This is a genomic window from Klebsiella sp. CD33, from assembly GCF_051992865.1.
GTDB lineage: Bacteria > Pseudomonadota > Gammaproteobacteria > Enterobacterales > Enterobacteriaceae > Klebsiella > Klebsiella pneumoniae.
In genome coordinates, this window is the sequence record NZ_CP197023.1 from 3,281,918 (window position 1) to 3,296,651 (window position 14,734).

Genomic DNA, 14,734 nt, shown 5'->3' on the forward strand with positions numbered 1-14,734 from the left:
GCCGCGATTACGGCTTCCTGGCCACGGGCACATCCAGCGCCTGCAGGATCTCGACAAACGGCGAAGGTTGCGCCTTGTTAAATAACAGCCATACCCGGTGACGAGCGCGGGTGAGCGCCACGTACAACAGTCTACGCTCCTCCGCATCCGGAAAATCTTCCGGCTGCGGCAGGAGCGCCTGCTCCATAATCGACTCGCGCGCCGGGGCCGGAAACGCATCCTCCCCATCCTGTAGTCCCAACACAATGACAAAGTCAGCCTGCTGACCTTTGCTGGCATGAATGGTCATAAAATCAAGCTGCAGGTGCGGCCAGCGCGTCGCCGCTTTGTTGAGCGCCTCAGGCTTCAGATGGTGATAACGGGCAAGCAGCAGGATGCGCTGCTCGGGCTTAACGTAACCGCTCAGCTTATCCAGAAGATCGTCCAGCTTGTCGTCGGCTAACAGCGTGACGGCCTTTTTATCACCTGCCATAAGGCTGTTCAGCGGTTTGCTTAACTGATGCGGATTTTGCTGGATAAAGCCATTGGCTATTTCGCCGATACGCCCGTTAAAGCGATAGGTGGTATCCAGCGCACAGCAATCCCCTTCGCCAAAGTAGTGGTTGAATGCGGTGGTCAGAGAAAGCTGCGCCCCGCTGAACCGGTAGATCGCCTGCCAGTCATCCCCGACGGCAAAGAGCGTGGTTTGGCTATTCTGCCGGCGTAACGCGGCCAACAGCGAGGCTCGCTGCGGCGAAATATCTTGAAATTCATCCACCAGAATGTGTTTCCATGGGCTGACGAAGCGGCCTTTATCGAGAATATTGACCGCCTGATGGATCAGGCCGGAAAAATCGACCGCATTCTCGGCCTTGAGCGCCGCCTTCCAGTCTTTCATCAGAGGCGACATCAGCTTCACCCGTTTACTGAACAGGTCGCGTACCGCTTCCGGCGCCCCGGCAATCATCTCCGCCTGGGAGCCGCCGTGCATGCGCATCAGGCTCACCCAGCGGTCAAGCCGGCTGGCCATCCGCCGCTGCACCTTTTTGTCCTGCCAGAAGTCCCCCTCCGGCAGTTGCCAGCCCATCTCTTCTTCCAGCCACAGGCGCCAACCTTTCGCCTGCGCTTTTTTCTCCTGGCACTGCTTTTGCCAGCTTTTCAGCAGCAATGCGTGGCGGGCCGCAGTATCGCTTTCCAGCTTACTGATAGTGGGCACTTTTTTGCTGCCCTGCTGAATAATATGCAACGCCAGCGAATGGAAAGTACGCGCGGTAATATCATCTGATGCCAGACGCTCGCGGATCCGCTCATCCATTTCCTGCGCCGCCTGGCGGCCGAATGCCAGCAGCAAAATTTGATCTGCCGCGGCTTCTCCCCGCGCCAGCAGCCAGCCCGCTCGCGCCACCAGCACCGAGGTTTTACCGCTGCCCGCTCCCGCCAGCACCAGCAGGGAGCGCTCGCCGTTCACTACCGCACGCGCTTGTGACGCATTGAGCGGGGACGACTCAACGCTATCAAAAAATTCGCGATATTGCTCCAGCATCGCCTCGGTAAAGGCCTGGTTATGGGCCAGACGCGTCGCTTCAATATCGCCTAACCAGCGCTGACACTCCCGCCACAGCTCCCGGCAGTTATCAAAGGCATCAAGCCGACTGGTGGGCATCGGCAAACCAGTCAACGCATGGCGTATATTATCCTGAACATCCGCCACCTGCTGACGGGTTAGCCACTTGCCTTCTGCGCGAGTGTGCTCGATCGTCGCCAGCTGCTGCTTCAGCACGCCGGCGGCGATATCGCTCATCTCCGTGCTCCACTGCTGCCAGAGCGTATGTAAATGATGATAAAAGCGCTGCGTTTCGCTCCACTCGGTACCGTGCAAACGCACGACTTTCCCGTCCGGTAGCACAAACTCCAGTTCGCCCCAGACCAGACCGCGCTTACAATGCACTGACAATAACTGATTGAAAGGTATAAGATACTCATGACGATCGCCGGAAACTTTTACCCCGGCGTTCAGTAGCTGCACCCGATCATAAGGGTGCTGAGCCATGCGTTTGCCCAATGTTGTCGCTTTAAGTTCCATATAATGTCGATTTTCAATCAGGGTGGATTGTTTTTCAGTTTAACCGCCCCGGACCAGGTGCTCCAGCGCAAAAAAACGTTACAATCATCAGGTCTTATTATCCACCGGGCAAAACCGAGGCTTTATGCGTACCATTCTGAATATTTTGAACTTTATCCTTGGCGGTTTCGCCACCACTCTAGGCTGGCTACTCGCCACCCTGGTCAGCATCATTCTGATTGTCACGCTGCCGCTGACTCGTTCCTGCTGGGAAATCACTCGCCTTTCGTTATTTCCCTACGGTAACGAGGCGATTCATGTTGACGAGCTCGAGCCGGGGCGCAAAAACGGTCTACTGAACGCCGGCGGTACCGTTCTGAACATTCTGTGGTTCATTTTTTTCGGCTGGTGGCTCTGCCTGATGCACATTTTCAGCGGTATAGCTCAGTGCCTGACTATCATAGGCATCCCGGTGGGGATCGCGAATTTCAAAATAGCCGCCATCGCCCTCTGGCCGGTGGGTCGCCGGGTCGTTTCTGTGGAAACCGCGCGTGCTGCGCGTGAAGCCAATGCGCGTCGTCGCTTTCAGTAACCGAACGGAACACGGACATGATTAGCCCCCTGCTACGCCGCTACACCTGGAACAGCGCCTGGCTTTATAACGTACGCATTTTTATCGCGCTCTGCGGCACAACGCTGTTTCCCTGGTGGATCGGCGAAGTCAAACTGACCATCCCCCTCACCCTCGGCGTCGTAGCTGCGGCTCTGACCGACCTTGACGACCGTCTGGCCGGCCGTCTGCGTAATCTTGCCATTACTCTGGTTTGCTTTTTTATCGCCTCCGCCTCCGTGGAGCTGCTGTTTCCGTGGCCGCCGCTGTTTGCCCTTGGTTTGACCGTGTCTACCATCGGCTTTATTTTGCTTGGCGGCCTCGGTCAGCGCTATGCGACCATTGCCTTCGGTGCCTTGCTTATCGCCATCTACACCATGCTCGGCGTCACGCTGTACGATCATTGGTATCTGCAGCCGTTGTTCCTGCTGGCGGGGGCCGTGTGGTACAACCTGCTAACGCTGTCCGGGCACCTGATCTTTCCGATTCGTCCATTGCAGGACAACCTGGCGCGTAGCTATGAGCAGCTGGCCCGCTATCTTGAGCTCAAATCCCGGCTGTTTGATCCTGACCTTGAGGATGAGAGCCAGGCGCCGCTGTACGATCTGGCGCTCGCTAATGGCCAGCTGGTAGCTACGCTTAACCAAACCAAGGTCTCGCTGCTAACCCGACTGCGAGGCGATCGTGGCCAGCGCGGCACCCGCCGCACCCTGCAGTACTACTTTGTGGCCCAGGATATTCATGAACGCGCCAGCTCATCGCATATTCAGTATCAAACCCTACGCGATCAATTTCGCTATAGCGATGTGATGTTCCGTTTCCAGCGAATGCTTTCGATGCAGGCGCAGGCCTGCCAGAAACTGTCGCGGGCGATTCTGTTACGCGAACCCTATCAGCATGATGCCCATTTTGAACGGGCGTTCATGCATCTCGATGCGGCACTTGAGCGCGTGCGCGCCGGCGGCGCATCCGACGAGCAGCTCAACGCCCTAGGGTATTTACTGAATAACCTGCGCGCTATCGATGCTCAGCTGGCCACCATTGAATCGGTGCAAACCACCGCGCCTGCCGGGAGTAATACCGAGACGCTGCTGGCCGACGACAGACTTGGCGGTCTGAGCGATATCTGGCTGCGCCTGCAGCGCAATATGTCGCCAGAGTCGGCCCTTTTCCGCCACGCAGTACGTATGTCGTTGGTGCTCTGCGCCGGCTATGCCTTTATCCAGTTTACCGGGCTCCAGCATGGCTACTGGATCCTGCTAACCAGCCTGTTCGTCTGTCAGCCGAACTATAACGCCACCCGCCATCGCCTGGCGCTAAGGATTATCGGCACGCTGGTTGGGGTGGCGATCGGCCTGCCGGTCCTGCTGCTGGTTCCCTCTGTTGAAGGGCAACTGCTGTTGATCGTCCTGACCGGCGTGCTGTTTTTTGCCTTCCGTAACGTGCAGTACGCCCATGCCACGATGTTTATTACGCTGCTGGTGCTGCTGTGCTTTAACCTGCTTGGCGAGGGCTTTGAAGTCGCGCTGCCGCGTATCATTGATACGCTGATCGGCTGCGCCATCGCCTGGGCAGCGGTCAGCTTCATCTGGCCGGACTGGAAATTTCGCAACCTGCCGCGGGTGCTGGACCGGGCAATGAACGCGAACTGCCGCTATCTGGACGCGATTCTGGAGCAGTATCATCAGGGCCGCGACAACCGGCTGGCCTACCGTGTCGCGCGTCGTGACGCCTACAACCGTGATGCTGAGCTGGCCTCCGTCGTCTCGAACTTATCGACTGAACCACGCGCGGATGCCACCCAGCGAGAAACCGCCTTTCGTCTGCTATGCCTCAACCACACGTTCACCAGCTACATCTCCGCTCTTGGCGCGCATCGGGAAAAACTGTCCACGCCGGAAATCCTCGCCCTGCTGGATGATGCAGTCTGTTATGTGGATGACGCCTTGCACCATACCCCCGCGGATGAACAGCGGGTGCAACAGGCTTTGAACAGCCTGCAAAGCCGGATCCATCATCTGGAACCGCGCGCGGACAGTAAGGAACCCTTGGTCTTACAGCAGATTGGCCTGCTGCTGGCGCTGCTGCCTGAAATCTGCCGCCTGCAGCAACGGGTCCACGCCCAAACCGAATAACAAGGCTTTTCCGCTACCGGGTAGCCGCCCATTCGAGAAGCTCCTGACGCCGTGGCGTCGGGAGCGCGGCGGCATGTACCCCGGCAATCGCCCCCTCCAGCGCCAGCAATACGCTCAGCGATAAAGAAGCATTATTTACGCGTAGCCTCAGCCATGCCTCCTGCGCACCAACTTCCCGCAACGTCCTAACGTCCGGTATGCCCGCGTGAATCAGCTGCAATTCCATATGAAAGCTGATATTGGGTAAATCCTTCAGGCGGCCCGACGCCCGTCGGTAGTTCTTTTCGCGCTGCGCACTCTGCCACGACAGTAGCGATAGCCGAAAAAGCTGCTGCTCATCGCGCCATAAAGTGTCGTCAATTTGATAATACTTCAGCGGCACTATGCGGCCGTGTCGGCGCAGCGTTAACAGAGGATTACGATGTTCCACCCGATAAGCAGCGCTCTGCTCGCAGGCCTTCAGATAAATGTTCCCCTCGGCCACCATCGCAAACACCGTATCATCAATAGCCAGGCTGTAGCCGCCAAAGAGCGGACGAGTATGCAGTTGACCCAGCGGTGAGACGCAGGCCTGAAATTGCGGGAGCCGCGGACAAACTAGTTTTCTCATGATCATTCCTTTGTTAATCATGTAATTAAACTTAAGTTGTTAACGGATCCGCTAAGAGAAAACATAAGGGACTTCCCGGGCAGCAGCAAGATGATTTTCGCCGACTTTTTCACCAGAATGCGGTTTTGCGAGACGCTTTCAGAAAATCGCAAGCGTTGCAGCAATCGACAGGGAGAAATGAAACCATTAGCGCGCGTTAAGGATTGGATAATGCAGGGGCTTCTCTTGACAGATACGGAACCACGAGAAGCGATTAAATTCCCGGCAGCAAAATGGCAAATTGCGGTTGATCTTTTCCCCTGGTGAAGATACTGTATATGCATACAGTAACTAAAGGCGGGATAGACTATGTTTACTTCAGCTCATGCAAACCGTTCAGCACAGGCTTCTGCTCCGGCAGGCCACTACGCTCATCGTTCTGGCGAACAGAACACCAATGGGCTGATCAGTGAAATTGTCTATCGTGAAGATCAACCCATGATGACGCAGTTATTGCTGCTACCTTTATTACAGCAGCTGGGTCAACAGTCGCGCTGGCAGCTGTGGCTCACGCCGCAACAAAAGCTCAGCCGCGAATGGGTTCAGTCCGCCGGTCTGCCGCTGTCCAAGGTCATGCAAATTAGCCAGCTCTCTCCCTGCCATACCATAGACTCAATGATCCGTGCCCTGCGCACGGGTAATTATAGTGTGGTTATCTGCTGGCTGGCGGAGGAGTTAACCGCTGACGAACATGAACGTCTCGTTAACGCTGCCCAGGTAGGGTCCGCGATGGGATTCATCATGCGCCCGGTGCGAAATCAGGGCACGCTCGGCAGACAACTCAGCGGGCTAAAAATTCACTCAAATTTGTATCATTGAGTGAAATTAGGATTATTCCTGGAATTTTTTTTACCGCTGGGAAAGGTACAGCGTTTTTTATGGTCTTTTTCGCGGAATGCCTGCCACACGGGGATTTCTGTCTTTTTTTCGTGTACGAAAATCAACCATATTTGTTAAATATTGTGTACACAACCCTTTTTTTTCATATGCCTGACAGAGTTCACACTTGTAAGTTTCGAACTAAGTTGTAGACTTTACATCGCCAGGGGTGATCGGCTTACGCTGCATGTATCAGCATAGTTAACAACAAGTCACGCCCCCGGTGAAGGATTTAACCGTGAGGTCTTTTGTAACTTCATGGCGAATTTTGGATGATAATGAGGCGCAAAAAATGAAAAAGACAGCTATCGCGATTGCAGTGGCACTGGCTGGCTTCGCTACCGTAGCGCAGGCCGCTCCGAAAGATAACACCTGGTATGCAGGTGGTAAACTGGGTTGGTCCCAGTTCCATGACACTGGCTGGTACAACAGCTCTCTGAACAACAATGGTCCGACCCACGAAAGCCAGCTGGGCGCTGGTGCGTTCGGTGGTTACCAGGTTAACCCGTACCTCGGTTTCGAAATGGGTTACGACTGGCTGGGCCGTATGCCGTACAAAGGCGACCAGGTTAATGGCGCATTCAAAGCTCAGGGCGTTCAGCTGACCGCTAAACTGGGTTACCCGATCACTGACGATCTGGACATCTACACCCGTCTGGGCGGCATGGTATGGCGCGCAGACTCCAGCAACAGCATCGCTGGCGACAACCACGACACTGGCGTATCTCCGGTATTTGCTGGCGGCGTAGAGTGGGCTGTGACTCGTGACATCGCTACCCGTCTGGAATACCAGTGGGTTAACAACATCGGCGACGCGGGCACCGTTGGCGTTCGTCCTGATAACGGCATGCTGAGCCTGGGCGTTTCCTACCGCTTCGGTCAGGAAGATGCTGCACCGGTTGTTGCTCCGGCTCCGGCTCCGGCTCCGGAAGTGGCTACCAAGCACTTCACCCTGAAGTCTGACGTTCTGTTCAACTTCAACAAAGCTACCCTGAAACCGGAAGGTCAGCAGGCTCTGGATCAGCTGTACACTCAGCTGAGCAACATGGATCCGAAAGACGGTTCCGCTGTTGTTCTGGGCTACACCGACCGCATCGGTTCCGAAGCTTACAACCAGCAGCTGTCTGAGAAACGTGCTCAGTCCGTTGTTGACTACCTGGTTGCTAAAGGCATCCCGGCTGGCAAAATCTCCGCTCGCGGCATGGGTGAATCCAACCCGGTTACTGGCAACACCTGCGACAACGTGAAAGCTCGCGCTGCCCTGATCGATTGCCTGGCTCCGGATCGTCGTGTAGAGATCGAAGTTAAAGGCTACAAAGAAGTTGTAACTCAGCCGGCGGCTTAAGTTATAACCGATAAAAAAACCCGCTTCGGCGGGTTTTTTTTATGCCCTCTCGCCCACTTCAGCGGCTGAGAGCTGTGAAGCAGTCCCCGGCCAGGGCAACCACCGGCAGGCGGGTCGACGCTCTTACCTGGCTATTCTTTCCCTAACAGTACCTGCAGATCGTGCTTCAGGCTCGACATTTTGCTGGCATATTTCTCTTTGTGCTCGGCATCTTCAATCAGCTGGACGATGGTTTCAGACAAGGTTTTGCCCCGCCGCTGCGCCAGGCCAGCAAGACGCTGCCAAACGACAAACTCAAGGTCGATAGACTTCTTACGCGTATGCTGATGCTCAGCGTTAAAATGGCGTTTCCGTCGCGCGCGGATAGTCTGCTTCATGCGGTTCATCAGCGCCGGATTCATATGCTGCTCAATCCAGGCATGCACCAGCACAGGTTCATTCTCGAGCGTCAGCAAGTCATCTACCGCAGCTTGCGCAGCGCTGGCCTCAATGTAGCGGGTAATCAGCTCACCTTCCCGGTGCTTCTTTACCAGATATTTCCATTTCCAGCCGCTTTCAAGATTTTCCAGTTGTTGATATTTCATTGCGATCTCAATGTGACCGTGTAACTCTTTTCAGGATATCAGTTTTTTTCTGATGTGCTGAATATAAATCATTATTCGTGAAGTCTGCGACCGGGTAATCATCAGGGTAACCATAATCCTCCGTGTGCTCGGTCGCGGCATCAGGTATAATTGCGCGCTTTACATCTAACTAAAAAACAGCGACTTTGACCATTACGAAACTGACCCGAACCGACCTTGCGCCTGATCTGGAAGCTTACCAGGCGCTGTTTGCTCAAGCTGAACTTTCCCATCCGGCCCCCTCCCTCTCGGGCGATCTGCAGCCGCGTTTGTTCTATGGGCTTGAGCAGCTGCTGTACACGCCGGCAGTCTCCTCCTTCATGCTGGTGAAAGCCCCTGAAGAGCCGGAATATCTGCAATGGCTGGCGGCTGAAACCCGAGCTCTGCACGAGCCTGCCGCACCGCTTTACGGCGTCCGCTATGAGGTAACCGACGCTCAGGTGACGCTCGCACCGGCGCAGGGCGCTGAGGATAATTTCGCCAGCACTGCCCCGGTCGTGATGGCCGATTGGGTAGAAGCGGAACAGCTGTTTGGCTGCGTACGCCAGTTTAACGGTGCAATCACCCTCCAGCCTGGGCTGGTCCATCAGGCCAACGGCGGCGTGCTTGTGCTTTCGCTACGTACACTGCTGGCGCAACCGCTGCTGTGGGTGCGTCTGAAAAATATGGTGACTCGTCAGCGCTTTGACTGGCTTTCTATGGATGAATCGCGTCCGCTGCCGGTCAGCATTCCCTCTATGCCGCTGAGTCTGAAAATCATCCTGGTGGGCGAACGCGAATCGCTGGCCGATTTCCAGGAAATGGAGCCGGAGCTGGCTGCGCAGGCGATCTATAGCGAGTATGAAGACACTCTGCAGTTTGCTGACGCCGACACGCTAAAGGTCTGGTGCCAGTGGGTATGGCAGAATGCGCAGCAGCTGGAGCTGCCGGGCCCGGCAGCCGATGCCTGGCCTCTGCTGATCGATGAGGGAACGCGCTATACCGGCGACCAGGAGACCCTGCCGCTCAGTCCGCTATGGATAACCCGCCAGCTGCGGGAGGCTGCCGCCTTCTGCGAAGGAGAGGAGATTACCGGCGAAGCGATGCAGACCATGCTGGCGCGCCGGGTATGGCGTGAAGGCTACCTGGCGGAGCGTATGCAGGATGAAATCCTGCAGGAACAGATCCTGATTGAAACCGAAGGCGAATGCGTCGGGCAGATCAACGCCCTGTCGGTGATCGAATTCCCCGGTCATCCACGCGCGTTCGGTGAACCTTCACGCATCAGCTGCGTCGTGCACATTGGCGATGGCGAATTTATCGACGTCGAACGTAAAGCCGAGCTGGGCGGTAACATTCATGCGAAAGGCATGATGATCATGCAGGCTTTTCTGATGTCCGAGCTGGAGCTGGAGCAGCAGCTTCCCTTCACTGCTTCGCTGACCTTTGAGCAGTCCTACAGTGAAGTGGATGGCGACAGCGCCTCCATGGCGGAACTCTGCGCCTTAATCAGCGCCCTGGCCAACGTACCGATAAATCAGAGCATCGCGATCACCGGCTCCGTCGACCAGTTTGGTCGCGTGCAGCCGGTCGGCGGCCTGAACGAGAAAATTGAAGGCTTCTTCACTATCTGTCAGCAGCGCGGTTTAACCGGCAAACAGGGAGTGATTATCCCTGCCGCCAACGTTCGTCATCTCAGCCTGAGCCACGAGCTACGTCAGGCCGTTGCCGACAACCAGTTTGCTATCTGGGCCATTGACGATATTACCGAAGCGCTGCCGATGTTGACCCAGCTGATGTGGGACGGTGAAGGACAGACGCTGCGACAAACCATTCAGGAGCGGATAGCGCAGGCGACCCAGCAAGAGACTCGCCATCGTTTTCCGTGGCCGCTACGCTGGTTAGGTGGGACAAGTTCTAACTGATCGGACTTGTTCAGCTTACACGTGTTAGCTATCCTGCGTCCCGAACTTAAAATAAGGCTTACTGAAAACATGGTAGATAAACGCGAATCCTATACAAAAGAAGATCTTCTTGCCTCTGGTCGTGGTGAACTGTTCGGCGCGAAAGGCCCGCAGTTACCGGCACCAAACATGCTGATGATGGACCGCGTCATCAAAATGACCGAAACCGGTGGTAACTACGATAAAGGTTATGTTGAGGCAGAACTCGACATCAATCCTGACCTGTGGTTCTTCGGTTGCCACTTTATCGGCGATCCAGTGATGCCGGGCTGCCTGGGCCTGGATGCTATGTGGCAGCTGGTCGGGTTCTATCTTGGCTGGCTGGGCGGCGAAGGCAAAGGCCGCGCGCTGGGCGTTGGCGAAGTGAAATTTACCGGTCAGGTTCTGCCGACCGCGAAAAAAGTCACCTACCGTATCCACTTCAAGCGCATTGTTAACCGTCGTCTGATTATGGGACTTGCGGATGGTGAAGTGCTGGTTGACGATCGTCTGATCTACACCGCGAACGATCTGAAAGTGGGTCTGTTCCAGGATACTTCCGCTTTCTGATAACATTCAGTAGCGATTAAAAGGCGAAGCCCCCGCTATGCGGAGGCTTCTTTTTTAAAGAGACAGTGTCAGGCCGTTAGTACCCTGTCCTCCATGGCTTCTCGCCAGCCTCCCAGCCACCATGAGCGTTGATTCAGGCTCTGGTATGGACACATTTCTTTCGATCTTCCCGCGATACCCGCCTGATATCCGCGTTGGTGTGCCCGTTCCAGGCGATCTCGTTTTTGTCTCTTCATGCCTCGTTTCCCTCATTCTTTGATCTGGTGGAAAAGAAAACAGTGGTCGCAAATTGTGCAGCCACGGGTTACGAATACCGCGAAAAGAAGGCAACGTCAATGCGCAAAATTCACGCCAGTGTCATATTTGTGACCTATATAAGAGTTCATTTTTTGTTCGCTCGGCGTAGCCGCCGGTAACAAACTGACCTGGCAAAAAAAATGCCGCGCGGCCCAGGTGAACCGCGCGGCAGGTCATTATGATGAATTTTACTTATGGCAGACGATTAAGCTCGCTGGCAATGGCAGCCGCCTCCTGGCTCCACGCCTGCGCCAGGGTCTTGACCATCGCGTCATAACCATCCTGTTCCTGCCTGAGGACGATGTTAAACGGGCGCTTAATCAGCTGTCCCTGATGCTTCAGCAGCCACTCACCGCTAACGATAACCCGCCCGTCATAGCGACCATGAAAGCCATTGACCGCAACGTTGAGGGTATCCTGCTCGCTCCCCAGCGGCTGGGACGACACTACCCAGCCGGGCAACTGCTGGCTGAGATTTGCCACCAGCGTAGTGCGCAGCTGCTGATCCAGCGGACTGGCCCACAGATTATTATTGGCGATCACATACTGCACGTCGGTGGTCTGATAGACCACCCCGTTACCCGCCAGATAATCCGGGATGCTGACCTGCTCTACCCACAGCAGACGTGCCCCCTGACTGGCGGCGCTCTGCGCGCCGCCCTGCACAACCGGTAGCTGATAGTATGTCTTGCTTTCCCCGCCGCTACTGCACGCCGTCAGTACGCATACGGCTGCCGCCAGTAACCATTTTTTCATTGTTTCGCTCCCTTCGGCTGTGGATCTTTTTTATCCTTCGCCTCAAATACCAGCGCATTGCTCTTATCATTTAGCGTTTTCAGAACCGGCTGCAGCTCACGCAGCACCTGATCCAGACGCTGCATATCGGCCACCATCTTATTGTAGGCCGCAGAGCCAGGCTGGAAGCCCTGCATGCTACGGTTCAGCTCACGCAGCGTCGTCTGCATATCGGCGGGCAGCTGCTGCATTGACTGGCTGGAGGTGATCTTATTCAGATTATCCAGCGTGGTCTGCACGTGCTGCATCGTCTTCTCGCTCTGCGCCAGGGTACTGGTCGCCTGCTCCAGCAGCGGATTAATCGGCAGGTTATTAATCTTATCCAGCGCATCCATCAGACGCTGCTGGATCTGTGCCAGTCCACCGCTGATGGTCGGGATAATCGGATAGCCGTTAAACTCCTGTATTTTCCCGCGCGGGGGCGCCTTCGGATAGAAGTCGAGATCGATATACAGCGCGCCGGTCACCAGGTTACCGGTTTTCAGCGAGCCGCGCAGTCCGCGGTTGATCAGATCGTCAATGTGGGCGCGAATATTCGGATCGCCGCCAAGCTGATTAATCAGCCGTTGCGGTTCAACCCGCACTTCCACTGGAATACGATAGTCATCGTTCAAACGCTGCTTCAGCCCCGGAATAAAGAACGGCACTTTGCCGACGGTGCCCAGACGGATACCGCGGAACTCCACCGGCGCGCCCGGCTGCAGGCCGCGAACCGAGTCTTTGAAGAACATGACGTAATCGATATGCTCGGTAAAGACTGAATCCTGGATGCTCTTCTGATCGTCAAACAGATGGTATTCCGTTTTATTCGCCACCGGCTCGCCGAGGTCCAGTCCTTCAGGAATATCGAAGCTCACCCCGCCGCCAAACAGCGTCGACAGCGAGCCCATCTCGACGCGCATCCCCGCCGAGGTCAAATCTACAGCGATCCCGCTGTCTTTCCAGAAACGAACGTTGGTGGTCACCAGGCGATCGTTCGGCGCATTGATGAACAGCTGGTAAGTTATACGACGTTTCTGCGTGTCGAAGGTGCTGGTTTCCACTGACCCCACGCGATAGCCGCGGAACAACACCGGATCGCCCGGCGACAGCTGGCCCGCCTTGCTGCTTTCCAGCAGAATACGGATCCCCTTGGCATCCGGCGAGGCCAGCGGCGGAGAATCCAGTAGCGGATACTGAGCTGGCACCGAACCTTTCGTTCCCGGCTGCAGTTCAATATAGGCCCCGGACAACAATGTCCCAAGACCGCTGATCCCCTCGCGGCCAACCTGCGGTTTTACCACCCAGAAGACGGAATCGTTGTGCAGCAGCTTCTGCATCCCGGAATTGAGGCGGGCTTTGATTTCCACGTGGGTGAGATCGTCGGTCAGCGTCGCGCTCTCCACCACCCCAACGTCTACGCTGCGGCTCTTGATCCGGGTTTTTCCCCCTTCAATCCCTTCCGCATTGGTGGTGATCAGCGTGACCTCAGGCCCCTGATGGCTGTAATGATAAAACAGGATCCATGCCCCGATTAGCGCAGTGACGATAGGGAAGATCCACACCGGTGACCAGTTCTTCACCTTCTGCACTTTCGCTTCTCCGCTCTTATTTTCCATGTTGTTGTATTTCCTCATGGCTTGAATCTGGCTCACGATCCCACAGTAAACGGGGATCAAATGTCATGGCTGAAAACATGGTCATCACCACCACCAGCGCAAACATGACCGCGCCGATGGCTGGATAGATATTCATTAACCCTCCCATGCGGACCAGCGCAGAGAGCACGGCGATGACAAAAACGTCAATCATTGACCAGCGGCCAACAAATTCCACCACCTCATAGATCAGATGCATGCGCTCCGAATCTCGCGCGCCGTTGCCGTTGGCGTTCCAGCATAACCAGGCGATAGCGATCATCTTCAGCGTCGGCACCATAATACTGGCGATAAAGATCACCAGCGCCACCGGATAAGAACCTTCGCTCCACAGTAAAATCACCCCGGCCATAATGGTCGATGGCATTTTATCGCCCAGCAGATCGGTGATCATGATCGGCATAATGTTGGCAGGGAGATAAAGGATAAATGACGTCACCAGCAGCGCCAGCGTCCACTGCAGGCTATTTTTGCGCCGCGCCGTTCCTTTACTGTTACAGCGCGGGCAGACGGTCTGATCGACCGGCAACACAGCCGTACAGCAGGCACAGGAGCGCAGCCCCTGACGGATCCCGGTCACCCCGACCTTCAGCGGCTGGGTAATGGCCGGCATGGGGGCAATATCATCCCATAGCCAGCGGCGGTCGACGCACTGAAAAGTACGTAACTGCAGCAGGCAAAACATACACCAGGGAACAAAGCTCAGACCGATGCCGATATCACCGTAGGCCATCAGCTTGACGAAGCTCACCAGTACGCCGGCAAGAAAGATCTCCGCCATGCCCCAGGTTTTCAGTTGAAAGAGAATTCGCGCAAGGAACGTCTTCAGGCCGGCAGGCATTCTGACCCGATTAACCAGCAGCAAAATGGTGACCAGGCAAAACGCCGGCACTAATTGAACAAAGAGTAAAAAGAAAGTCCCGAGACTGGCGTAATCCTCGGTAAACAGTACGTTGGGAATTTCCAGCAGCTCTATTTCGCTACTGATGCCGCCCACTTTCATATAGATAAAAGGGAACAGGTTGGCCAGCAGCAGCATAAACAGCGCGACCAGCGCATACGCCGTGGGACGCTGGCGAGGCGCGTCCCACGTGGTGGTTAACGTTGTACCGCAGCGCGGGCAGGCGGCTTTCTGGCGATGCTCAAGCTGCGGCAAAGCCACCAGCAAATCACATTGGGGACATAGAATATGTCGCGCAGCATGATGATGATCGCACATGACAACTCCTCA

13 protein-coding genes are annotated in these 14,734 nt (G+C 55.7%); 6 read left to right on the forward strand and 7 right to left on the reverse strand.

All coding sequences use genetic code 11. The features are described from left to right. Nucleotides 1–7 precede the first annotated feature (7 nt). Nucleotides 8–2,062, reverse strand: a complete 2,055-nt coding sequence (gene helD / locus ACR809_RS16390; RefSeq protein WP_004179218.1) for a DNA helicase IV — start codon at nt 2,060–2,062, stop codon at nt 8–10. A gap of 124 nt (nt 2,063–2,186) precedes the next feature. Here helD and ACR809_RS16395 point away from each other — a divergent pair, with 124 nt between their 5' ends. Together ACR809_RS16395 and yccS are read left to right on the forward strand one after the other, a co-directional pair. Further along, nucleotides 2,187–2,633, forward strand: coding sequence for a YccF domain-containing protein (locus tag ACR809_RS16395; protein WP_002898425.1), 447 nt, complete (start codon nt 2,187–2,189; stop codon nt 2,631–2,633). A 17-nt stretch (nt 2,634–2,650) separates the two neighbouring features. Beyond that, entirely contained in the window at nt 2,651–4,786 is a 2,136-nt protein-coding gene (gene yccS, locus ACR809_RS16400) for a YccS family putative transporter (RefSeq protein ID WP_002898422.1), read from the forward strand. A 13-nt stretch (nt 4,787–4,799) separates the two neighbouring features. Here yccS and ACR809_RS16405 read toward each other — a convergent pair whose 3' ends face one another. Then, nucleotides 4,800–5,396 (reverse strand): TfoX/Sxy family DNA transformation protein, encoded by a 597-nt coding sequence (locus ACR809_RS16405; RefSeq protein WP_004150836.1) that lies wholly within the window; start codon nt 5,394–5,396, stop codon nt 4,800–4,802. 348 nt (nt 5,397–5,744) lie between these two features. Here ACR809_RS16405 and sulA point away from each other — a divergent pair, with 348 nt between their 5' ends. Continuing rightward, nucleotides 5,745–6,254, forward strand: coding sequence for an SOS-induced cell division inhibitor SulA (sulA, locus tag ACR809_RS16410; RefSeq protein ID WP_004179215.1), 510 nt, complete (start codon nt 5,745–5,747; stop codon nt 6,252–6,254). A gap of 352 nt (nt 6,255–6,606) precedes the next feature. Next, complete coding sequence (gene ompA / locus ACR809_RS16415; RefSeq protein WP_095221503.1) at nt 6,607–7,659, forward strand: porin OmpA; 1,053 nt, start codon at nt 6,607–6,609, stop codon at nt 7,657–7,659. A gap of 131 nt (nt 7,660–7,790) precedes the next feature. Here ompA and matP read toward each other — a convergent pair whose 3' ends face one another. Beyond that, complete coding sequence (gene matP, locus ACR809_RS16420; RefSeq protein WP_002898404.1) at nt 7,791–8,243, reverse strand: macrodomain Ter protein MatP; 453 nt, start codon at nt 8,241–8,243, stop codon at nt 7,791–7,793. Nucleotides 8,244–8,428: 185 nt separating this feature from the next. Between matP and ACR809_RS16425 the strand changes: the two genes are divergently transcribed. Both ACR809_RS16425 and fabA read left to right on the forward strand, forming a co-directional pair. Next, nucleotides 8,429–10,186, forward strand: coding sequence for an AAA family ATPase (locus tag ACR809_RS16425; protein WP_122051434.1), 1,758 nt, complete (start codon nt 8,429–8,431; stop codon nt 10,184–10,186). Between the two features lie 69 nt (nt 10,187–10,255). After that, a complete protein-coding gene (gene fabA, locus ACR809_RS16430) occupies nt 10,256–10,774 on the forward strand; it encodes a bifunctional 3-hydroxydecanoyl-ACP dehydratase/trans-2-decenoyl-ACP isomerase (protein WP_002898398.1) in 519 nt (172 codons plus the stop codon). A 68-nt stretch (nt 10,775–10,842) separates the two neighbouring features. On the opposite strand, the gene rmf is transcribed toward fabA, so the two are convergent. The 4 genes from rmf to pqiA form a co-directional block, all read right to left on the reverse strand. Then, a complete protein-coding gene (gene rmf, locus ACR809_RS16435; RefSeq protein ID WP_002898396.1) occupies nt 10,843–11,010 on the reverse strand; it encodes a ribosome modulation factor in 168 nt (55 codons plus the stop codon). Between the two features lie 253 nt (nt 11,011–11,263). Next, complete coding sequence (gene pqiC / locus ACR809_RS16440) at nt 11,264–11,827, reverse strand: membrane integrity-associated transporter subunit PqiC (protein WP_002898392.1); 564 nt, start codon at nt 11,825–11,827, stop codon at nt 11,264–11,266. After that, nucleotides 11,824–13,464: an intermembrane transport protein PqiB gene (gene pqiB / locus ACR809_RS16445; protein ID WP_004179201.1), complete on the reverse strand. Its 1,641-nt coding sequence runs from the start codon at nt 13,462–13,464 to the stop codon at nt 11,824–11,826. The genes pqiC and pqiB overlap by 4 nt, the downstream gene beginning before the upstream one ends. Next, nucleotides 13,454–14,722, reverse strand: a complete 1,269-nt coding sequence (gene pqiA / locus ACR809_RS16450; RefSeq protein ID WP_004147849.1) for a membrane integrity-associated transporter subunit PqiA — start codon at nt 14,720–14,722, stop codon at nt 13,454–13,456. The genes pqiB and pqiA overlap by 11 nt, the downstream gene beginning before the upstream one ends. Between the last annotated feature and the right edge of the window lie 12 nt (nt 14,723–14,734).

Coding starts and splice junctions, on each gene's coding strand:
- helD (WP_004179218.1), bottom strand. CDS start 2,062: ATGGAACTTAAAGCGACAACATTGGGCAAACGCATGGCTCAGCACCCT.
- ACR809_RS16395 (WP_002898425.1), top strand. CDS start 2,187: ATGCGTACCATTCTGAATATTTTGAACTTTATCCTTGGCGGTTTCGCC.
- yccS (WP_002898422.1), top strand. CDS start 2,651: ATGATTAGCCCCCTGCTACGCCGCTACACCTGGAACAGCGCCTGGCTT.
- ACR809_RS16405 (WP_004150836.1), bottom strand. CDS start 5,396: ATGAGAAAACTAGTTTGTCCGCGGCTCCCGCAATTTCAGGCCTGCGTC.
- sulA (WP_004179215.1), top strand. CDS start 5,745: ATGTTTACTTCAGCTCATGCAAACCGTTCAGCACAGGCTTCTGCTCCG.
- ompA (WP_095221503.1), top strand. CDS start 6,607: ATGAAAAAGACAGCTATCGCGATTGCAGTGGCACTGGCTGGCTTCGCT.
- matP (WP_002898404.1), bottom strand. CDS start 8,243: ATGAAATATCAACAACTGGAAAATCTTGAAAGCGGCTGGAAATGGAAA.
- fabA (WP_002898398.1), top strand. CDS start 10,256: ATGGTAGATAAACGCGAATCCTATACAAAAGAAGATCTTCTTGCCTCT.
- rmf (WP_002898396.1), bottom strand. CDS start 11,010: ATGAAGAGACAAAAACGAGATCGCCTGGAACGGGCACACCAACGCGGA.
- pqiC (WP_002898392.1), bottom strand. CDS start 11,827: ATGAAAAAATGGTTACTGGCGGCAGCCGTATGCGTACTGACGGCGTGC.
- pqiB (WP_004179201.1), bottom strand. CDS start 13,464: ATGGAAAATAAGAGCGGAGAAGCGAAAGTGCAGAAGGTGAAGAACTGG.
- pqiA (WP_004147849.1), bottom strand. CDS start 14,722: ATGTGCGATCATCATCATGCTGCGCGACATATTCTATGTCCCCAATGT.